This is a genomic window from Chryseobacterium formosense (assembly GCF_900116415.1).
Classification (GTDB): Bacteria; Bacteroidota; Bacteroidia; order Flavobacteriales; family Weeksellaceae; genus Chryseobacterium; species Chryseobacterium formosense.
The window spans coordinates 1,236,735-1,258,881 of record NZ_FPAP01000001.1; the positions used below are offsets into that span (position 1 = coordinate 1,236,735).

Sequence of the window (22,147 nt, forward strand, 5' to 3'; positions counted from 1 at the left end):
TTGTCATCATTATCTTATTAACTATGACAAACAACTATCCCACTAAGCCAATTGACAAAATTACGCAGCCAGTCCAGCGATTTATCCAACAGGAAAAATCCGGAGGATTGCTTTTGGGCATTAGTGTCATTATTGCTCTTATTCTGGCTAACACATCCTTATCCGATGGCTATCATCATTTTTTGGAGCAAACCCTTGGCTTCAGATGGAATGGGGAAAGCTTTTTTGATTTCACCATTCACCACTGGATCAACGACGGATTGATGTCGGTTTTCTTTTTTGTTGTAGGACTTGAACTTAAACGGGAGATCATCGGCGGGGAACTATCAAATCCAAGAAAAGCATTATTACCAATTATTGCGGCTATTGGCGGAATGGTCATGCCTGCGGTGATCTTCTTGATGCTTAATCCCTCCGGAGAAATGCATAAGGGATGGGGAATCCCTATGGCGACGGATATAGCTTTTGCCTTAGGCGTTCTTTTTTTATTGGGAAAAAAAATTCCGCTCTCCCTAAAGGTCTTTCTTACAGCGTTGGCCATCGTTGACGATCTGGGCGCGGTATTGGTGATCGCATTTTTTTACACATCCGACATCGAATTGACGTCTTTATCGATCGGCCTTCTGATACTTGGAATAATGTACCTGGGGAATAAGATGGGTGTGAGATCCATATTTTTCTTTGCGTTACTTGGTATCGTTGGTGTATGGACCTGTTTTGTGATTTCCGGTGTCCATGCAACCATAGCTGCCGTGCTGGCAGCTTTTACCATTCCTGCAGATGTGAAGATCAAAGAAAACCTTTTTATTGCCAAGATCAGCAGCTATCTGGACAGGTTTAAAAATTTAGACCCTACGGAGAACACACCGACATTGACCAATGACCAGCTGCATATTCTGGAAAAGATCAATGAGGCGACAAATGCCGCCACTCCTCCTCTTCAGATATTGGAACACGCAATGCATCCCGTTGTAACTTTCGTTATCATACCGATCTTTGCAATAGCCAATGCCGGAGTTTCCCTCAATATTGACCCTAACAGCCTTTTTGATACAAATATTGCGCTTGGTGTGGCCTTAGGCCTACTTATAGGAAAAGTTGTAGGTGTCGTAGGCTTCACTGCTGTTTTTATAAAACTAAAAATTGCGGAGTTGCCTGCCGGGATGAATATCCGTAATTTGCTGGGTGTCGGTTTTCTGGCATCAATAGGCTTTACAATGTCATTGTTTGTGACTTCGCTGGCCTTCTCTCACGAGGAATACCAGACCCAGGCAAAGATCGGCATATTTGCAGCTTCGCTTATTGGAGGTGTAATAGGGTATATAATCCTCAATAAAGATTCTAAACCGACTCAAACCGATGAATAATATCTTTAATTTTATTAATCTTCACAATGGTGAGGAGAAAAAGGATAAGGTATTGGAAAATGTCACGTCCAACATCTCATTCAGAGGTTCCAACCTCTGGATCCTGGCCTGTGCGATCATCATCGCATCAATCGGCCTTAACGTCAATTCCACTGCGGTCATTATTGGGGCTATGCTTATCTCTCCATTAATGGGTCCAATCGTAGGTGCTGGATTCGCACTTGGGACCTATAATTTTCCTCTGCTCAAGAAATCTTTTAAGAATCTTATCATCGCAACGGTAGTAAGCTTATTGGTTTCTGGATTTTATTTTTACATAAGTCCCTTCAAGGATGTACAGTCGGAACTTTTGGCGCGGACAGCCCCTAACATTTACGATGTTCTGATCGCCTTTTTTGGGGGATTGGTAGGTGTCATAGCCATAACAAGGGTAGAAAAAGGAAATCCTATTCCGGGTGTTGCCATTGCAACGGCATTGATGCCTCCCCTGTGTACGGCCGGGTTTGGTCTTGCTACTTTTAATTTTTCTTATTTCATCGGCGCATTCTATCTTTACAGCATCAATTGCTTTTTTATATGCATTGCTACTTTTCTTGTCGTGAAATATCTGCATTATCCTTCCTCTATTGTCGACAACAAATATGAAAAAAGGATCAGATACAGCATATCGTTGTTAATACTGGTAATGATCGTTCCCAGCTCGTATCTGGCCTACAACCTTTATAATGAAAAGAAATTCACGAAGACCGCAGAACTTTTCCTCCAAAAAGAATTTGAAAAGAATGGATACACATTGATCTATAAAAAGATAAATTACAACGCCAATCCTAAAACCATCGACGTTGCATTCCTTAATAAAAAATTCACTGCCGAAGAGATCAAGTATTACAACAAGATGCTGTCTGATAACGGGCTTTCAAATACAAAGATCAACATCAGGCAAAACAATTCCGATCTGAAATCAGAGATACTGAGTGAGATCAACAAAAACAATACAAACCTATCAGAGAAGGACATCGCCTTATCAAGCCTGCGGTCAGAACTGGATAATTATAAAGTTTCAGACTCCACATTGGGGAAAGAGATACAAATCCTATACCCAGATATGTCCGGCGTTTCCTATGGAAAGATAGCCCAATATCCCGAAACGGACAGTGCCAGGCTCCAATTTGTGATGATCTACTCGGGAAAGAAAGTGAATGAATTACAGCTCAAAAGCTGGCTTGAAAAAAGGCTGAATGAGAAAAATGTCAAACTTTTAAACAATTCTGAAAACTAGATTGAAATACACTTCAAAAATGCCATTCCAATTTTTGGAATGGCATTTTTCCAACTGATAGATTTTAAGATAACATATCTGGAGTCTGAGCGAAAAAGTAAGGTCGCAGGATGTCTTCAAAATTATACAATCCTTTCAGTTTGCTTTTAAGGTTCTCAGCGACAAACAATGCACCACTTCCAAATGCTTCTCGTGATATGGATTCGTGGACAAGTCGAACGGTCTGGTAGGGAAAACCAAAGATAACTTCGTGTTTTCCAACGATACCGCCAGCCCTGACAGAGTTGATGCTTTCTGTCTCTATATCCAAAGTTTCCGCAATTTTCACTGCTGTTCCCGACACGCCGGATTTAGCTTTGAAGTGTTCCTCGACCACCTCTATATCAACACCAGGCGCTATATTTTTTAACAGCGATGCCGCAAACAAAAGGTAGTTGACGCCTAATGTGATATTAGGCGACCAAAACACCACAGTGTCAGTTGCAAGTTCTTTCAGAACTTTGATCTCATTTTCTCCGTAGTGCGAAATGGCTGAGATGATCTTGATCTTTTTACGGGCTGCGAATTTGCCATAAAGATGGATGCTTTCTTCGGTGGAAAAATCAATAACAAAGTCTACAGGATGATCCTCAAGTAATGTTTCAATGTCCGTGCTGCTTTGAGAATAGATCATTGCATCATCCGATGCTGAGATCCCAAGAATATCTTTTGCAGAAAGCTTATTCAGCGTATCAGTTTTCTTCAGAACCCACTCCAATGAAAAATTCTTGTGCTGAAGAATAACATTTGCTACCGCTTTACCTGCCTTCCCAAATCCTAATAATCCTATTTTCATAATTACAATTTTTATATTTTTTAATTGATGATTTCGAATAATTGACCGTAGTAATATACAAAAAAAAGAAAGATCGATTTCTACCATACTTTTAGGTATAGATCTTATTGATTTTACAGAGATAGAGGTGGCAATGCCATATAGTATCTATTTGACTACTATGCAATAAATTAAATAGGAATTATCTTCGAGGCTAAGCGGCTTTTTTAAAATCGTTCCTGGTCTTGACATTATTCATAGCATCTTCATAGATCTCAACGAGAGTTAGTATGATTTAATTGTACTTTGCGACTATCATACTGATGCTATTCTTCTTTGTTAAGATATTCCATCACAGGGGTTGCGGTAAGACCGTGAATCAGTATTGAGGAAAGGATGGTTAAAGAAACAATAGCCCACATTTCATCTTGGTTGTCAAAATCAAATTTACTGAAAGCAAATGCAAGATAGAATATTGAGCCCATCCCGCGGATGCCAAAAAATCCGATTGCCAACCTTTGTCTGTTTTTCATTTTTGAGGAACTCAATGCCAACCAGCCAAATAAAGGCCTTACTATTAGCAGGAAAATCACCGAAAACCCAACCATTTTCCACGTTATTGGTTCTAGGATACCCATTGCTAAGGCTCCTCCGAAAATAATCAGTAGCAGGCAGACTAGCAGCCTTTCTATCTGATCGGTAAAAGAATGAAGTGTATCATGATACTGATGATCTTTCTCAAAATGCCTTAGTGTGATTGCACAGATAAAAACTGCAATAAACCCATAACCATGGACAATTTCTGTTATACCATATACCAGTAAAGTAGCTGCAACTGCCACCAGACCATCTCTGGTTCTTAGTATCTCATATTTTTTGGAAACTCTGAATAACAAAATGCCAATACCTTTGCCTGATAGAAATCCGATCACAATACCGGCAATTATTCGGTAGATAACATCAAGAGCAAACCACTCTAAAAAGCTGCTTTCTTTGCCTGTGAACATAAGACCAATAGTAATGGCAAGCCAGGTAAATGGGAAAGCGACTCCGTCATTGAGTCCAGCCTCTGACGTTAGCGCAAATTTGGTCTCTGATTTCATTCCCTCATTTGGAGGTCCCACCTGTACATCCGATGCGAGAACAGGATCCGTTGGAGCAAGAACAGCACCAAGAAGTACTGCCGACGCAAGACCTAAACCTAAAAAATAATAGCCCATTACCGCTGCTGCTGCAATACACAATAACATGGTAAAACTTACAAGTTTCAACGGGGATGACCAGGTTTTAAAAGAAAATTTCCGGTCGATCTTGATCCCAGTACCCATAAGCGAAATAATAACAATCAACTCGGTTAAATGAAGCGTCAGGTTTTCATTTTTTTGAGGCATTGGGTTTGGCAGAAGATCAGGAGCCAGGAGATAAAGTGCAAACCCTGTTGCTACATAAAAAATAGAGTACGAGATGCCAGTTTTTTTTGAAATTTTAGGCATCCATGCCACACTAAAAATGGCAGCGCCGAGTATTACTAAAATAATCAGATATTGATCCATAGAGTACGTAAATTTATTATTGCTAAAAAGTATTTTTTGAATTGCTATAATATTCAGTACGTTTAGGCGAAGCTGTAATACTCAAGCGGCTTGAGGTGAAAATATCAAATATCCCGCCACGGCTTATTTGCTGTTCTTGTTTTACGGTAATATTGAACCCGTAATCTTTTTAAGAAGTAACCGCTCTTAAATTATCTTTTTTCAGAACGCATCTCCACTATCAAAAAACGTTAAGTAGTTATCAAATATACAGATGTCAGTTTCATTCATTCTTAAAAGCTTGCCTATAAATTATACCACTTTCACAGCATTTTCTAACATACATTACTATAAACATTAGCGAACTTTGCAAATCAATATAATAGTGTAAATACCATTTCAAATGCAAAATTCAATCAATACAATTCTTTTAACCACCGACTTCACAGAAAAATCGCAGAATGCATTGTTGATGGCATTGAATATCGCGTCAAGGCATCACTCACGCTTGATTGTATTGCATAACATTGATAATTTTTTTGTGATCGACAAGACCGGAAAACAATTATTGGGTGCCGATGTTGTAAAAGACAATGTGCAAAGAGCCGAAAATACTTTGCGCCAAATGGAAATATCCCTGAAGGCTCAGTATCCAACATTAGTCATTGAAACCATCCTTAAAAATGATAGTCTTATACATGGCATCAATGAAGTCATCGAAGATCAGGATGTGGATCTGGTGGTCTGTGCTACATCCGGAAAACAAAACTTTGTTCAGGTCATTGTTGGTTCACTGTCTTACGAGATCCTCACGGGTTCAAACACTTCCGTACTTTTAGTTCCGGAAAGTTGCAGAAAATATACATTTGAAAAAATACTTGTTCCGGTAAGGGTACTGTACGATCTTTCAGATAAGATAGATCTTTCGGTAACCATTGCCGAAAAGAATAAAGGCATCATTAATCTTTTAGGGATCAGCGATCAGGAAGATGTCAGTAAAATTAGAAGTGCCTATCTGGAAGTAAAAAGAACACTTGAAGAAAGTTCACAGGAATATAGATCTCAGTTTGTTATGACCGGCGAAAAGGCAATACAGATCTCAGAACATTCCAAGGATGACGAAGCAGACATTATCATTCTCAATTATCGGGATGAAAACAGCTGGAAATCATTTTTCCTGGAAAACTTCTTCAAACAAATAATCAACAACACGGATATTCCTTTATTTTTTCTAAAGAATAAATATGAAAAGAAGCAAAGTCTGTCAAATGCCAATGTCGGTTATGATATCACGCTTCCGCATCCGGGATAAAATAAATTTTATGATCACAATACAAAAATATTCAGAAAAAGATAAAATAGCAGAAAATCAGAAGAAAGAGATTGTGAAATTTCTCTTTGAACATCTGGAACAATATGGCGATCCACAAGGCGACATTGCTGCCGCAGTCAACTATTCCTTAGGCTATCAAAACAAACCGGGCGGAACCATTGTTACGGCAACACACCAAAACAATCAAAGTCTTGTGGGAGCAGTCGTCTTGAACAAAACCGGAATGGGCGGTTATATCCCTGAAAACATACTTGTCTACATCGCAACCGATAAGAAATTGCGCGGACAGGGAATCGGCAAACTTCTAATGCGAAACGCCATTGACTCTTGCGAGGGAGACATTGCCCTACATTGTAAACCGGAAAATCCCGCCATGCAGCTTTACAAAAAATTAGGTTTTACCACCAAATATCTTGAAATGCGATTAAAAAAATAAAATGTCATACATCACTCTCAATTCAAATAAACTAAAATATAATTACCATTATCTTGATCAGCTTTTTGCAGAACATCACATCGAATGGGCGGTAGTGGCCAAGCTATTGTGTGGAAACGAGAAATTTCTGGAATGTCTGCTCGAATTTTCTGATAAGGAGATCTGTGACTCCAGACTGACCAATCTGAAGCACATCAAAAAAATATCACCCGAAACCCAAACGGTCTATATAAAACCGCCAGCTAAACGATTGGCAAAAAGCATTGTAAAATATGCCGACGTCAGTTTCAACAGTGAAATTGAAACCATCAAAGCACTTTCGAAAGAAGCCGTGTTGCAAAATAAGACACACAAGATCGTTATCATGGTAGAGATGGGTGAATTGCGGGAAGGCATTATGGTCAGGGATCTCTCCCGTTTTTTCGGTAAAGTGAAAAAATTTCCAAACATCGATGTTGTCGGGATCGGAACCAATCTTAATTGCCTGAATGGTATTTTACCGGATGAGAAAAAGTTGATGAAACTCCATAGTTTTAAAGAGATCATCGAAGAATCACATCAAACAAGAATACCTTTCATCTCTGCAGGATCATCGGTGACCATTCCTTTGATATTTCAGAATAAGATTCATTCCGGAATCAATCATTTTAGAATTGGAGAGTCTTTATTTTTCGGAACAGATGTGTACAACGATTCTACCATCAGCGGGATGTACCAGGATGTTTTCAAACTCACCGCCGAGATCATTGAAATTGCACAAAAGCCAATGATACCTGCAGGTGACGCCGGAACTAATCTTACCGGCGAAACACCGCAACACGATATAGCAAAAAAAGGAAAAACATCTGTGAGAGCTATTGTTGACGTGGGTGTGCTAGATATTGACCACAAACATATTGAACCAATGGCGCAGGATGTCAAGATCATAGGTGCAAGTTCGGATATGATGATCCTCGATCTCTCGGATAACCTAAATAATTTGAAAGTTGGTGATACTGTAGACTTTAGCATGAGTTATCTGGCTGTTTTACGGGCGATGAATTCCGAATATGTTGACAAGTTGATCGATCACAAAATCCATCCTGCAGAACTTAAGATTTTAGAAAATATAAATTAACTGTTGTTTACTCTTGCCCTAAAATCGCAATTGAATTAATATCCATATATTTGATTATAAATAGAAGAATCTGATTCCAAACATACTTTCTTTGACATTAGGCAGGCTCGACATATACTCAGAAACGAGGAATGAATTTCTGATGATGCCTTTTTCTGCTTTTAATGGTAAATTAAAGTCAGGGTTGCATTATAAAAATAAATTTTATGCCGTCTTGCTTTTCGAAAATGCAGATGGCTCCATCATCATAGATGACCGGGAATTCCAATTGAAATCACACACTTTTTTTTTCATCAACTATAATCAGGTCTACTACTTCAAAGACCAACAAACTATTGAGGGTGAAGTCATTTTATTTACCAAATCATTTTACAACCACGTCTATACAGGTAATAAAATGATCAAAAGCGACACTGCACTTCATAACGTTTCCCCATTTATTTCATTAAAACCTGAAAACTTATCAGACCTTAAGCAGACATTTAAGGAACTTCGAACTGAATATCAATCTCACCAACAATCCAGAAAAGAAATCCTATGCCTGCTCCTTAAAGTTTTTGTACTGAAATATATCAGAAATTCATCCAAAAAAGACCTTATCAACCGATCTGTAGATCATAAGAAGAAATTGGTAGATGATTTCAATGATCTTGTAAACCTGCATTACAAGGAATTGAAAACCACTTCAAAATATGCAGAGAAATTAAATATAAATTCCAGCTATCTCAATACGTTGGTAAAAGAAATCCTCGATATAACAGCTGGGCAGGTCATCAAAAACCGAATTATCCTGGAAGCAGAAAGATTGTTGCTTCACAGCTCCCTTTCAATCATTGAGATTTCGTATGAATTGGGCTTCAATGATAATTCTCATTTTGGAAAGTATTTTAAATCTGTCAGGGGTGTATCTCCAAATAATTTCCGGACAGTCCAATTAAAATAATTGATTCCACTAAGTTACACATCTTTATTCAATTGATATTATACTGCACAAACGTTAAAATCAATTCCCGAAATTGTGATCACAAAGATTTATAAGCGTTTCAAAAATCAATAAAACCAGTGATTATAGAACTGAAAATTAAATCAAATGCATTATGTAATGTCAGCCATATTTCTTATATTACTAAAACCAAAATCGATATCATGTCAAAAAAATATCCACTTATACTTCTTTGTTTGTTTATATTTTGCCTGAATTGTTCGGATAAAGCAAAAGAACAGCAGATCGCCAAGCGTGAACTCCAGTTGCTGGATAAAGAAAAATCATTTGCTGAAAAAGAATCCGATTATCAATCCTTGTTAAGGATGAGAGACAGTATTCTAAGTAGGAAAACAGATTCTGTAAAATTGATCATGGAATGGCCGCCAGAAGTCTTGGGGACATGGACCGGAACAGTAATCTGCACAGAATCAAACTGCACTGATTATGTGGTAGGTGATCAACGGGTTGATAACTGGGAGTTTGATAATGATTCCACGCCGCTGGTTTGTAAAATTATAAATAATAATAAATTGGTCAGATTATACTCTGGCAAATATGAAAACGGCGAGGTACACCTGCAGTATAAAACAGATTCTTCAGCCGATAAGAGCGTTGAAATGAATGTTGTTCTCAATGAAATTTCGTCTACCAGAATAAAAGGGACCAGAACCGTCACGATTGATAATGAATGCCTGACGAAGTTTAACGTGGAATTGACAAGACCTTCAAAATAAAACACCTATGATTTTAAGCTTACAACACCTAAATCTTCCGTTTGAAGATCCTGTCCTTAAGTTTTTTTTGGTTCTGGTCATTATTCTCGCTGCACCGATTTTACTGAATAAAATCAAGGTTCCCCATCTGCTCGGACTGATTATTGCCGGTGCTGTTATCGGCCCAAATGGGTTTAATGTATTGACCAGAGACAGCAGCATCGTTGTTACAGGAACTACGGGACTTCTTTACATTATGTTTCTAGCAGGTCTGGAAATAGATCTTGGAGACTTTAAGAAAAACAAGTGGAAAAGTTTAGGCTATGGAGCTTATGCTTTTATCTTTCCTTTTATCCTCGGATTTTTAGGTTCCTACCTTCTTTTAGGTTTTTCCGTACTTACTTCCGTACTTTTTGCCAGCCTATTTTCTTCTCAGACATTGATAACCTATCCGTTAATCAGTAAAATGGGTATCGCAAAAAACCAAGCCGTAAATATTACCGTAGGTGGAACAATGCTTACTGATGTGGCAACCCTTCTGGTACTTGCAGTAGTCGTCGGCATGGTGACAGGTGAGGTCAATATGGCGTTCTGGATTAAGCTCGCAGGGTCTTTTGCTATTTTCGCACTGATTGTCCTATTGGTATTTCCAATCATAGGAAGATGGTTTTTCAAAAAAGTTAATGATAAAATTTCACAATACATATTCGTATTGGTTATGATATATCTGGCTGCTTTGTTAGCAGAATTAGCCGGCGTAGAAGCCATCATAGGAGCATTTTTTGCAGGTCTGGCCTTAAACAGACTGATACCGCATAGTTCTTCATTGATGAACCGTGTTGAATTTGTCGGTAATGCTATATTTATACCTTTTTTCCTGATCAGTGTAGGAATGCTGATCGATTTTAAAGTTTTTTTTAACAGCTTCGATACTCTGATAGTCGCAGGGATCATGATCGTTGCATCAATAGGAGGGAAATACATTTCTGCTGTGATAACCCAGAAAACATTCCGGTTTACAAAAGATGAGGGTAAACTGATTTTCGGACTGAGTTCTGCTTCCGCAGCTGCTACATTAGCGACTGTGATCGTAGGATACAATATTATCATCTCTGAAACAGAGAGCGGCGAACCTGTACGATTACTGAACGAACACGTACTGAATGGAAGCATTTTATTAATCCTTGTCTCATGTACGATATCGTCTTTTATTACCATGTCAGCTGGACAGAAGATTGTAGAAAGCAGCAACGAAGATACGGTTTCGGGTAACAATGATGAAGAAGAAAATATTCTCTTGGCTATTAACTACGAAGAAACTGTTGAAAAAATGGTTAATCTCGGAATTTTGATCAAAGCGCATTCGAATACTCAGGATTTTTTTGCTCTTAATGTTATTAATGAAGATAAGAATGAATCCTCAGTTAAAAATGCCGAAAAGTTGCTACATCAGGCAAAAGATACAGCAGCAGCGGCAGATATAACACTTCAGGCCTTAAAAAGGTATGACAATGATGTGATCAACGGAATTAATAATGTGATTAAAGAGCACAATATCACTGATTTAATGATCGGTTTGGAAGATGAAAAAGGGTTTTCCACTTCATTTGCACAAAATCTTTATAATGGTTACCTACAGAACGATAATGTAAACATCTTCATCTATCATGCTGTTCAGCCTCTATCTACTATAAAAAAATACGCAGTGATAATTCCTAAAAATGCGCAAAAGGAAGCAGGTTTTTTTCACTCACTGGTCAGAGTATGGAATATTGCCAAAAATTCTGGAGCAAAAATGGTTTTTTATGCTCCTGAAAATACCATTAATCTTTTGCAGCGCATCATAAAAAAATCCAATATCGAAGCAGAATTTATAATGATACACACCTGGGAAGACAGTGAAGAAACGGCTTCAGGCATTAAAGATGACGAAGGGTTGATCATTTTTATGGCCAAAAGAGGAATGCATTCTTATATTCCACGGATGAGAATGATCCCTGAATTACTTAACAGAAGTTTACTCAATAAAAACTATCTGTTGATCTTCCCTTTCTCAGAATACGAAAATAGTAATATTGAAAAACGAAATGTTTCCAATCATGATGATTTTGTAGAAATAGGAAATGTAATTAAAAAAATATTTAAGTAAATTATAGAATATTCTGTAGCCCTCAAAGTTTGAGGTAAAATGATAAGGCAGCAAGATAATCAACATTGATAAGTAACTTTTCTGAATCAGTTTATCATAATCATAAATTTCGAAAATGGCTTTCACAAAATATGAAAATAGTAACATCAGCCTGATTATAACAAGAAATGCTTGATAATAAATGTTGTATGATCTTATTTTGAATGTTTTATGGGAGACATCATCAATCGAAAATGCCATATAATCACTAAATCTTCTTATAACTAATTAAGATTAACTATCCAATCCGGAATTATATTGAATGGTTTTTAAAATATTTGTCTTTTTTAAGTGAACCGAAATCCGATTGGTTGAAACCTGGATTAAAGTATTAAGTCTATTGAGAATTATTGTCGCTGCTTATAAACATTTCGTTTGACTCTTCAGCAACTATCTTAAGGAAGCGGTCATAGTGTTTTAGTACATCGCTGATCAGTTCATTTTTGGTAAAGTACTGGACATCGTATCCTTCACGTGAATCACCAAAATATGTTTTAGGAAAATAAGTCAAGTTACTGTCCAAATCAGGTAAGTTTTCATCGTCCACCATATAATCAGAAACAATTCTTTTCTGCCCTATCACGCCATAGATAAAATTATTGACCACATCATGATGGATCTCTAAATAGATCCTTAAATCTTCCGGTATGTGATTGATCTCAACAGCAATTCCATTTAATAAAAATTCTTCCTTTAATTCTGTGAAAGCAGGCAAGACCTGGTTGTCCATAAACGTTTTCACGGAGTCTTTCGTTTTAAAAGAAACAATTTTTTTTAGCCGTTCTTTCCAGAATTCACCAGACCATGGTACTGTAGAAACCGAAAGTCCTTTTTCGTAGTATCGGTAATCGATGGCAAGAGCCTTCATCAACGAGACAACAAATAAAATCATAATGACCGCAAACGGCAGCGCAGTGATAAGTGTCATCGTCTGCAATGCTTCAAGGCCGCCTGCATTAAGCAGCATAAGAGCTAAGGTAGCCAGAAGTATTCCCCAGAATACCATTTGGATTTTAGGTGACTTACTTGAATTTTTAGAGGATATACTGTCCATTACCAGCATTCCTGAATCTGCTGAAGTAACGAAAAAGATGATTATTATTGCAAGAACGATAAAACTTAAAACTTTGGAAAGTGGCAAATATTCTAAAAACCTGAACATCAAAGCATCCGGATCAGAAACCAAGGCACTCAGTGCACCATTCGCCACGTTGAAGTCAAACCAGATCGCACTGTTTCCAAATACCGACATCCAGATAAAATTGAATAATGTGGGAATGATCAAAACAGCGGCAATGAATTCACGTATACTCCTTCCTTTAGAGATTTTAGCAATGAATAGTCCTACAAAAGGTGACCAGGAAATCCACCATGCCCAATAAAGAATGGTCCAGTTATAAAACCAAGGGAGTGTTTTCTGCTCATAAACGTGGGTGTTGAAAGTCAGGTCAAAAAAATTATTGATATAATTTCCCAGGCCATAGGTGAAACTTCCAATCAGATAAACGGTAGGTCCCAAAAACAAGACAAATAAAAGAAGGATAATTACGATAACAACGTTGATATTACTTAAAATCTTAACTCCCTTATTAACTCCTGATGTCGCTGAGAAAACAGCAATAGATACTAAGACTAGAACAATTAATATCTGATAGGTGAATCCCGTCTCAGGCAAAATTTTCATCGTTTCTAATCCTGAATTAATTTGCACAACCCCAAATCCCAGCGTTGTTGTAATACCGAAAAAGGTACTGCATAAAGCAAATATATCAATCACATCGCCCCATTTACCTTTAATTCTGTCCTTTAACAATGGATACAGGCAACTGCGGAGTGACAAAGGAAGTCTGTAACGATAGGTAAAATATGCTAAACAGAGACCTACGAGACCATAAATTGCCCATGCATGAATTCCCCAGTGGAAGAAGGTGTAAAGTTGTGCGTTTTTTGCCCTGCTGATAATATGACTTTCAGAAAAAGCATCTGTAGAATAATGCTGCATAGGTTCTGCAACGCTGAAGTACATCAGTCCTATTCCCATCCCAGCAGCAAAAAGCATGGAGATCCATGAAAAAAAAGAATGTTCAGGTTTACTGTCATTGGTACCTAATCTGATTTTTCCATACTTGCTAAACATCAGAAATACTAGAAAAATCACAAATATTGTTACGCACCATACATAGATCCAGTTGAGATTTACAAAAATAAAATTCTTTATCACATTTAAAACAGCCTTGATCTCAACAGGAAACAATACTGAGAAAAGACATATCCCCACTATAAATATTAAACTGGGTATGGTGACCCCTTTAGCGAATGTAAATCTGATTTTTGATGTGAGTTTGGATGAATTCATACAAAAAGAAATTGTTAGCGTACTTTCAAATATACAGCTTTTAAAATAGTGAGGCCTTAAGCACATTCTCTAAGACTCGTAAGTATTGCAACATTTCTCTTTACACTTCTCCTATTCTTTTACAATCTTCATAAAGATTTTTAATAGTCAAAGATTAGCAGATTATTTTTTCGCTATTAAAAATATTTGGACGATAATACAACTTATGTTTTGCCGAAAAAAGAAAAATGATCTATAAAGAGTTTAGGAATTTAAGCCTGATAACTGTGAAATTCTTTCTAATTCTCACACCAAATATTTCTTATTTTATGAATACAGGATCCTAACAGCCGATTAAGACCTATTACTACTATGCTAATTGCTAACATTTTTGAAATTAAATTGCATTAAGATTTGTTTGATATAATGAGGGTTTAAATTTGATTTCTAATTTGATTTGATCGAATCAAATCATCAAAAAAAGCGTTTGAAGATATGCTCACCTTGCTTTCAAAAATGATTACTTACTTTTTTAAAATTTCAAAATTCTTTATTAGTAATCAGATCTATCCGTTGTTTCTTTGGATCTTGTATATGAACGATCAATCTAACTAAAGATTACTCTGTTCTAAAAAAGATTACAATTATCTTATAAACTGCAATTAAGCAATTGATCTTTATCAAAAAGACACTTTAAGACAAGCATTACCAATAACTGGTATATTTTCAGACTGTCCAGTAGCACTGTAATTTAAGCTGTAGTTTGAAATTACCGCATTCATAATAAATAGAATATGATGAGTGATTATGTATAAATTTATTCACAAAGAAACGATAAGAAAAATAGATCGAAGGATAGAATTATAGACTTTATGCCTAATACTTTAAAAGAAATTTCCTTCGCAAAGATCTAAAAAGATTCTGACGGAATCTGGCTTAAATCCAACAGATGACGAAGTCAGGAGTATTTGGGATTTTGCATACCAGTTGGTAGATCTGATTATTAAAAACTATGTTTTAATATCAATTTACTATAAGGAAAAATCACTAATATAGGTGACTTCTCCCTTAAAGTGGTCAAGCTACCTCCCGAACTTGAAAAATTTTTAATAAAATTGCTGGTAAAAAATCTGACGGAACATTAGTTTTTGCTTCTGCAAGAGATGCTGGAAATTACAGCGCTGGTTATATTGCTGGATTAAAAGGTTTGTCTTGGTCCGAAGCTAGAATTGGTTTTGATGGCTTGGAAATTGGTAAGTCTATACTGAAAGGAAATGTGGTTACTGGAGAAGGACGACAAAGTACTCAGGCTCAGAAACAAGGATATAATCAAGGGATTAAAATTTACAATCAAAGAAATAGTCTTGATAGTAATAACAAAGAGGTAAGAAGGCTTGATAACATTTATAATAATTCTAAATTTTAAAAAATGAGAAATAAAAAGATTGTCATACTCGTATCTGCCTTTCTATTAGTTGTTTACTACCAATTAGACTATAAAAGATATTTCATTAAGAGTTCTGATGGCAAAAAAGTTTTTACAGTATGGCAAAGAGTTGGAAATAATTGTTACATCATTCCTGGGAAATATTATTCTCCATTTAAGCCCTCAAAAAACTACATTCAAACAAAGAATTACCGAAATTACATAGGATTTATATTTAATCCTATAAATAAGGGATATACCGATATATCAATTTATAATGATTTTGAGAAAAATAATTTAATACCAAGTATTAATGTTTTTTCTCCAAATGATATTTTGATGTATAGATATGGAATGTTAGAAAAATATGATATTGAAAGAGGGGTAAGAGTTGTTTCTAAGAATAAGAAATTATTAGAATCAAAATTTGATTACGTTTCTATAGATTTAAATCGCATTTATGGTGTGAAAATTACAAGACCTTAAAAATCCTTCGCTGGTGTGAGTGTCTCACTCGTATCTGTATAACAAGGGCCACTCGAGCGAGTGGCTTTTATATTTTACATTATAGATTGCAGTTTAGTTTGCTTAAGAAAGGCATCAAGGAGAGCGAAGACGTGTTGTCTGTCGTTCTCTTTTAGTTCTTGGATGTGCTATAACAATAGATTCGCTACACATTTGTAAGTCTCCCAAAAATTAGACAAATAATAACTCTAAGATTAACAATAAAGAACAATTAATTTTAGAACAGGTAAATTTCGCATAAAAATTAGGTACATTAAATCAATATGTTAGTTCACTGGGCTTTAAAAAATCAATCTGTAATTTGTACTTAATCCGCTGTATACTCACGCAAAAAATTTAAATAATACTAAAATAAACTTTTCATTATTCTGATATTATTTTTTTAGTATCGAATCCCCTGACAATTAATAAAGGATCAAAATTTCAATGAACTGCATTTGCATCTTATGAGGCTTCTGACTTTTCTATGCAGATTACCATTCAGGCAGACACAAAGAAAACTGCAATCAATTCCATGAAAACAATAAGAAAGCACATTGATAAAGCTTGAAATCTTTCTGCGGAGGTTTTGTAATCCCTAATTACGGATACCCACAAAGATTTTTTTCCGCAGAGACAACGGAATATATTCGCTATAGAAAATCAGATTGTCTGTAAAGACAAAGGTTTTCGTTTAATTTAATACTGCAAAATTTTGGTATTTAGAAGATATGAGTACTAATACCTTGGATCTAAGAACAGATATTTCTTCATGTTGTCTATTGATGCCTAAAAACAAATTTCAGGACAGCTGGATATTTTTCAAAAACTGGCAGAAAGTGAAGGATCTTATTCAATGGGATTGCACGGAATGGCTGATACATCAAAGATTTGCATTGTTAATATTCCAGAACTGGAAGTAAATAATTTGAAATTACATGATGTGACGGCAAAAACAAAATATGCCAATACCTCAAGATTTGGCTCTGAGACCCTGAATTATGGGAAGGTAACGTTGGATTATAAAAACAAAAAGCTCTATATCGAACCTTTGGGAAATCTTTCCGAAGTGGAGGTAAAAAAAAGAATATGGACAGTTGATCCCATTGTTGAAAATGAGAAACTAGGAGTTGGTATTATTTGGGATAAAACGGTAAAGGACAAAAAAAATATTGGCGATCAGATCTTAAAATTTGACGATATTGATTTTCAAAATTTAGATTTTGCGAAATATTTAGATCTAGCAATAAAGTAAATAAAAAATCAGCAGTTCTTCACTTGAAAGATGTTAAAACTGGAAAACTAAAAACTGTTGAAATAAACAAGATATCATATAGTTTTCGGCTATGCATTCTGACCTAAGTGCTTACTTTTTGTGCCTAGGCAGGATCGTCATAGCCCAGGCCTGCAGCACAATTATTAATAAGTCTTGATAGCAGCTAATGATTCATGAACAAAAATTTGTACTTTTAACGTTTATTATGTTGTAAAGAAATCGTAGAAGATGGCATCGATCCCCCAAGTTAAAACCTATCATTTTCTGCCCTTTAAATATGGTTCAGAGCTGTTATTGGATATCGGCCGTATTGAAACGTTGAAAAATTATGTATTAGACAGCACATTGCATCAACTTAGTTTTTACGAAATTATTTTCATCAGAGAAGGAGCCGGTACAGTAGCACTGGATGAAAATAAAGTTTCAATACATCCGAGAACCATAATTTTTACCAGTCCCGGACAGGTTCGCCGCTGGGAAATTGAGGAAGAGGTAAAAGGCTACACGCTGTTCTTTGAAAAAGATTTTCTCCATCTCTTTTTTTCTGACGAGCTGTTTCTCTATCGGTTTCAGTACTTCCATCAGTATTCACATCCCGTTGAAATGCAGATCGATGAAACATCATTCGGGAAATGCCTGCAACTTTTACAGGAGATAGAACAGGAGTTCGGACAGATTCAGAATGACAGCAATCATATGATCAGGTCACTTCTATATCAGCTGCTTATCATTCTCAACCGCTATTATGCAGGTATATACCATGTTCAACGGGATACGTATATTCATGCGGATTTCTATAGATTCCGTTCGTTGCTGGAAAAAAGAATCTTACAGGACCAGACCGTTGAAGGCTATACCAGAATGCTTAATGTAAGTCCGGGATTTCTTAATAAGATCTGCAGGCAGTTCAGCGGATTGTCAGCGCAACAAATGATCCATCATAAGCTGGTTTCAGAAATAAAGAAACAGTTGCATCAGAATAAATCCGCAAAGGAGATCTGCTATGAACTAGGATTCTCTGATCCTTCCAATTTCAACCGTTTTTTCAAAAAAATTACCCACCTCACGCCACAGCAGTACAGAAAGAGTATAAAATGACAACTTTAAAGATAAAATGACCTTTTTGCAGGATATGAATGTTTCTATTTTTACAGAAAAAAATAATATGATAAAACCTGCAACATTTGTCCTTTTATTCTTCGTCATGAACCTGTTTTGGATAAAGGCAAAGCAATTATATGTTGATCACCGAACCGGAAATGATACCAATTTCGGAATAAAAGCCCAACCGTTAAAAGACCCTTTTAAATGTGTTTTATATAAAATGAAAAATATAAAAATAATTTTGTTTCTATTTCTTTTTGCCGCAAACAGTGCATACAGCCAAAAGATAAATTTAGACGGCAGCAACCTTGTACCCAATAACGTTTATATGGAAATCGATGATTTGCATGGGGAAAGTATTGTTAGAGTCGTAAAAGATTCTACTGTGAAAGAAGCGGACGAACCTACATTTGTACGGATCAAGAATACCAATTTTAAAAATGGCATTATCGAGGTAGAAGTTCTAAGCCGGCTTCTTCCTACGGCTTCTCCAACAGGCCGTGGGTTTATCGGATTGGCATTCAGGATCAATGACATGAATTCCAAATTTGAATCTATATATTTACGTCCAACTAATGGGAGAGCTGAAGATCAGGTAAGACGCAACCACTCCATTCAATACTTTTCGTACCCTGATTATAAATATGACCGTCTGAGAAAGGAGAATCCCGAGAAATATGAGTCATATGCTGATATGGGTCTGAATGAATGGATAAGAATGAAAATTGAGATCAAAGGCAATCAGGCTAAACTTTTTTTAAACAAAGACAAATATCCATCCCTTATTGTGAATGATCTCAAACAAGGAGCAGATCGATCTGGGGCTGTAGGATTATTTGTTGATGCAGGCACAGATGGTTATTTCCGCAATCTGAAAATCACCCCATCAAATTGATATATAAGGGTTCGATCTGGCAGTGCCACTGGTTTTAAGTTGGGATTACGGAATTTCTTCGTGACAGGGTGTGAATAATCCCCACACAGTCATTTTCCTTTTAAATAATATCTCACCATATGAAATATTTAATTAAATATACAATATTTTTTTTCTAAAATCAATAGGATATGCTATTACGAGGATTCTCTTTGATATTTCCAATAATTCTTTTTTACAGCATATCTCTAAAGAAATTTTGTTTTAGGAATGAAGATTGATTTCTATTTTTTTTCATTTACCATCAATATACTTAAACGCTTCTTTCAGATAGTTTTCATTTGTTTTTACTTTGTCTGTTGATTTTTCAATGATGATATCAGGGGGAATTCCTTCGCCAATTTTAGCGTATTCCTTTCCTGTTCTGTCAACTATATTGCCAGTAGTAAGAACAAGATAAGATCCGTCAGATAACTTATATTCCTGGTTTCCGGAAGTTAAACCCTGAGTATTTGTGCCAATAATTTTTACATTTTTTTGACTGACAAATGCAGCGGTTATAAATTCTCCCGAACTTCCTGTCACCTTATCGACCAATACAGCTACAGGTCTTTTTACCGATTTTGGCTCTTTATGTATTAATTGGAACATTTGTGTAGCTGTTGAACCTTCATAGAACTTAGCGTCTTTGTAATTGTAATATTCAATTTTTCCTTCCGCATCTTTTGTACCAACTATATTTTTATCGTCTAAAAAAGGAGCAATTGCAGCATACATCGGATAAAGCATGCCTCCAAAATTTTCCCTCAAGTCAATAATCCAGCCTTTAGGCTTACGTTTTTGCAAATCATTCACTTTGGCATAAAAAGTATTGATGTACAAGTTCCAGTCATCTTTATTGAACGAACCAATATCTGGTAAACTGATGTAAGCATATTTGTATTCTAGCATTTCACTCCTAATAACCGGAAACTCCTGACCTGTCGCTTTGTATCCTAATGTATAGGCTTTAACCACATCTTCAGGATAAAAATTAGAATGAGAATCGTTCAACGAACTTAAAGCATTTTTGATAATAGGATAAGTCTCTTTTATCGTTTTAGCTTTAGACACTTCAGTGAGAGTTTTATCAAATATTTCATCCCAATTAAGCTTTGATTCTACTACTTTCTTTTTATTGTTTTGCCACTATTGGTTTTGGATGTAAGTTGGTGGCAGTTTTTGATTGGCTTTCTGCTTTTACATATTGCCGAAGGTTTGACGATGGGACTTGTCTTTCAGCTCGCCCATGTTGTTGAAGGTACCCATTTCCCAGTGTCTAATGAATCCGGACAGATCGAAGAAGCTTGGGCAGAGCACCAAATGCGTACAACAGCGAATTTTGCAACACATAATAAGGTTGCAGCATTTTTCCTTGGCGGACTGAACAGGCAGATCGAGCATCATCTGTTTCCTAAAGTGTGTCATATACACTATGGTGATATTTCCGTCATTGTAAAGAAAACAGCGATGGAGTTTAATTTGCCTTATATTGAAAATAAGAGCTTTTTATCCGCACTACGCTCCCATTTTCTAACGCTGAAAAAATTTGGTAAAGAGTCCGCCGTTAATTAACCGAAGTACATGATGATTACAACACTATTTTACGATAGGAATCGATTTTTCACCAGATGATCCTAGATTATCAGAAGAAAACATAATTTGTACCATCATTGAAAATTTTGATTTATTATTGCCAACCTATGAAATGATTAAACATGAAGTAAGGTTTTAGCCGAAAGCTTGAATATTTTTGCGGAAGGTCTGAAAAGCTATGCTTTCCGGATACCCAAAAATATTTTTTCAGCAGGACAACGGAATATATTTGCCATAGAAAATCGGATAGCTTCAAAGGCAAATACTTACATTGAACTTGATACTTGGTAACGAAGGTGAAAAGTCAGTGCTTGATATAATCTTAAATCTTAGATGCTTAAAATTAATGATGACTTCTAATTAATTTTAAGCTTTAAGTGATCTAGGTTTTCTAATAATGGTGATTAGAAGAGCGAAACGAGATGATTATTCTTAAAAATAATCCCGAAGCCAGCCGGGATTATTTTTGAGTAATACAGCCTTATCCACCTTTTACCATGGGCATTCATGTTTTTCAGGATCATGGTCTTCGCTTATAAACTTTTTTGTAGGTATGTTTTTATTGAGAACGGTATGAACAATTGTATTCGCCGCTTCATCAGGCGTACCGGTGCCCTGATTATTGGTAAGGTCAGTTTTTATAAATCCCGGATCAATCAGGTGAACCCGAAATTTCGGGAGTTGGTTGCCAAGAGAAATTGAATACATATTCAGCGCAGCTTTAGATACTGCATATACCATAAAAAGATTGGCATTATCGTAATATTTCCAGTTCCTATCTCCATGGAGTGTCAGTGATCCAATACTTGAACTGATATTAATAATGTGTGGTTGCTCTGATTTTTCCAATAGGTTTGTAAAGGCCTGAACGACACTTAGGGTTCCGAATAGATTAGTATTTAGAACTTTTTTAAACTCTGAAATTGTGGCATTAAGGGCATCTTGTGGTATACCTCCGGTAATGCCGACATTATTGATCAATACATCCAATCTCTCTGTTTTTTTACCAAGCCAGATTCGGGCATTTTTCACAGACACATCATCTGTAATATCAATGAATACAACTTCACAGTGTATTAACCCCTCTGATTTTAATCGCTCCAACGCCTCTATACCCCGTTCCTCACTGCGACATCCGAGATACACATAAAAGCCTTTTTGAAGAAGTTGTCTTGCGGTAGCAAATCCAATTCCTTTATTGGCTCCTGTAATAAATACTTTTTTCATTT

Annotated in this window: 19 protein-coding genes; 14 read left to right on the plus strand and 5 right to left on the minus strand. The window is 36.2% G+C overall.

Annotated elements, in window-relative coordinates; genetic code table 11:
- The first annotated feature begins 23 nt into the window (after window positions 1-23).
- Together nhaA and BM371_RS05770 are read left to right on the plus strand one after the other, a co-directional pair.
- Window positions 24-1,367: a Na+/H+ antiporter NhaA gene (gene nhaA, locus BM371_RS05765; RefSeq protein ID WP_034676739.1), complete on the plus strand. Its 1,344-nt coding sequence runs from the start codon at window positions 24-26 to the stop codon at window positions 1,365-1,367.
- Window positions 1,360-2,646 carry a DUF389 domain-containing protein gene (locus tag BM371_RS05770; RefSeq protein ID WP_034676741.1) on the plus strand — a complete coding sequence of 429 codons (1,287 nt, stop codon included), beginning with the start codon at window positions 1,360-1,362 and terminating at the stop codon, window positions 2,644-2,646. The genes nhaA and BM371_RS05770 overlap by 8 nt, the downstream gene beginning before the upstream one ends.
- 64 nt (window positions 2,647-2,710) lie before the next feature.
- Here the strand turns inward: BM371_RS05770 and BM371_RS05775 are convergent, their stop codons facing one another.
- Window positions 2,711-3,481, minus strand: coding sequence for a 4-hydroxy-tetrahydrodipicolinate reductase (locus BM371_RS05775; protein WP_034676743.1), 771 nt, complete (start codon window positions 3,479-3,481; stop codon window positions 2,711-2,713).
- Between the two features lie 305 nt (window positions 3,482-3,786).
- The gene (locus BM371_RS05780; RefSeq protein WP_034676745.1) at window positions 3,787-5,013 is read right to left on the minus strand and encodes a cation:proton antiporter; all 1,227 of its coding nucleotides are present in this window, start codon (window positions 5,011-5,013) and stop codon (window positions 3,787-3,789) included.
- Between the two features lie 382 nt (window positions 5,014-5,395).
- On the opposite strand from BM371_RS05780, the gene BM371_RS05785 reads away from it, so the two are divergent.
- The 6 genes from BM371_RS05785 to BM371_RS05810 all read left to right on the plus strand — a co-directional run bounded on the left by BM371_RS05785 (window position 5,396) and on the right by BM371_RS05810 (window position 11,725).
- Window positions 5,396-6,304, plus strand: coding sequence for a universal stress protein (locus BM371_RS05785; RefSeq protein ID WP_034676747.1), 909 nt, complete (start codon window positions 5,396-5,398; stop codon window positions 6,302-6,304).
- A 10-nt stretch (window positions 6,305-6,314) separates the two neighbouring features.
- Window positions 6,315-6,761 carry a GNAT family N-acetyltransferase gene (locus tag BM371_RS05790; RefSeq protein WP_034676749.1) on the plus strand — a complete coding sequence of 149 codons (447 nt, stop codon included), beginning with the start codon at window positions 6,315-6,317 and terminating at the stop codon, window positions 6,759-6,761.
- Between the two features lies 1 nt (window position 6,762).
- The gene (locus tag BM371_RS05795) at window positions 6,763-7,878 is read left to right on the plus strand and encodes an alanine racemase (protein WP_034676751.1); all 1,116 of its coding nucleotides are present in this window, start codon (window positions 6,763-6,765) and stop codon (window positions 7,876-7,878) included.
- Window positions 7,879-7,969: 91 nt separating this feature from the next.
- The gene (locus BM371_RS05800) at window positions 7,970-8,821 is read left to right on the plus strand and encodes an AraC family transcriptional regulator (protein WP_131430953.1); all 852 of its coding nucleotides are present in this window, start codon (window positions 7,970-7,972) and stop codon (window positions 8,819-8,821) included.
- A 203-nt stretch (window positions 8,822-9,024) separates the two neighbouring features.
- Complete coding sequence (locus BM371_RS05805) at window positions 9,025-9,597, plus strand: hypothetical protein (RefSeq protein WP_034677411.1); 573 nt, start codon at window positions 9,025-9,027, stop codon at window positions 9,595-9,597.
- A gap of 7 nt (window positions 9,598-9,604) precedes the next feature.
- A complete protein-coding gene (locus BM371_RS05810) occupies window positions 9,605-11,725 on the plus strand; it encodes a cation:proton antiporter (RefSeq protein WP_034676755.1) in 2,121 nt (706 codons plus the stop codon).
- A gap of 376 nt (window positions 11,726-12,101) precedes the next feature.
- Here BM371_RS05810 and BM371_RS05815 read toward each other — a convergent pair whose 3' ends face one another.
- On the minus strand, window positions 12,102-14,120 hold the full coding sequence (locus BM371_RS05815; protein WP_034676757.1) for a BCCT family transporter: 2,019 nt from the start codon (window positions 14,118-14,120) through the stop codon (window positions 12,102-12,104).
- A gap of 1,186 nt (window positions 14,121-15,306) precedes the next feature.
- Between BM371_RS05815 and BM371_RS05820 the strand changes: the two genes are divergently transcribed.
- From BM371_RS05820 to BM371_RS05840, 5 genes are all read left to right on the plus strand, one after another.
- The gene (locus BM371_RS05820) at window positions 15,307-15,525 is read left to right on the plus strand and encodes a hypothetical protein (RefSeq protein WP_034676759.1); all 219 of its coding nucleotides are present in this window, start codon (window positions 15,307-15,309) and stop codon (window positions 15,523-15,525) included.
- Between the two features lie 3 nt (window positions 15,526-15,528).
- Window positions 15,529-16,011 carry a hypothetical protein gene (locus BM371_RS05825; RefSeq protein ID WP_051882793.1) on the plus strand — a complete coding sequence of 161 codons (483 nt, stop codon included), beginning with the start codon at window positions 15,529-15,531 and terminating at the stop codon, window positions 16,009-16,011.
- An 889-nt stretch (window positions 16,012-16,900) separates the two neighbouring features.
- Window positions 16,901-17,284 carry a hypothetical protein gene (locus BM371_RS05830; protein ID WP_131430955.1) on the plus strand — a complete coding sequence of 128 codons (384 nt, stop codon included), beginning with the start codon at window positions 16,901-16,903 and terminating at the stop codon, window positions 17,282-17,284.
- A gap of 249 nt (window positions 17,285-17,533) precedes the next feature.
- Window positions 17,534-18,403 (plus strand): AraC family transcriptional regulator, encoded by an 870-nt coding sequence (locus BM371_RS05835; protein ID WP_034676763.1) that lies wholly within the window; start codon window positions 17,534-17,536, stop codon window positions 18,401-18,403.
- Window positions 18,404-18,419: 16 nt separating this feature from the next.
- Window positions 18,420-19,304: a 3-keto-alpha-glucoside-1,2-lyase-like domain-containing protein gene (locus tag BM371_RS05840; protein ID WP_228376750.1), complete on the plus strand. Its 885-nt coding sequence runs from the start codon at window positions 18,420-18,422 to the stop codon at window positions 19,302-19,304.
- 273 nt (window positions 19,305-19,577) lie between these two features.
- Here BM371_RS05840 and BM371_RS05845 read toward each other — a convergent pair whose 3' ends face one another.
- Window positions 19,578-20,396, minus strand: a complete 819-nt coding sequence (locus tag BM371_RS05845) for a S41 family peptidase (protein ID WP_034676765.1) — start codon at window positions 20,394-20,396, stop codon at window positions 19,578-19,580.
- 69 nt (window positions 20,397-20,465) lie between these two features.
- Between BM371_RS05845 and BM371_RS05850 the strand changes: the two genes are divergently transcribed.
- Entirely contained in the window at window positions 20,466-20,897 is a 432-nt protein-coding gene (locus BM371_RS05850; protein WP_228376752.1) for a fatty acid desaturase family protein, read from the plus strand.
- Between the two features lie 513 nt (window positions 20,898-21,410).
- Here the strand turns inward: BM371_RS05850 and BM371_RS05855 are convergent.
- On the minus strand, window positions 21,411-22,145 hold the full coding sequence (locus BM371_RS05855) for an SDR family NAD(P)-dependent oxidoreductase (RefSeq protein ID WP_034676767.1): 735 nt from the start codon (window positions 22,143-22,145) through the stop codon (window positions 21,411-21,413).
- Window positions 22,146-22,147 lie beyond the last annotated feature (2 nt).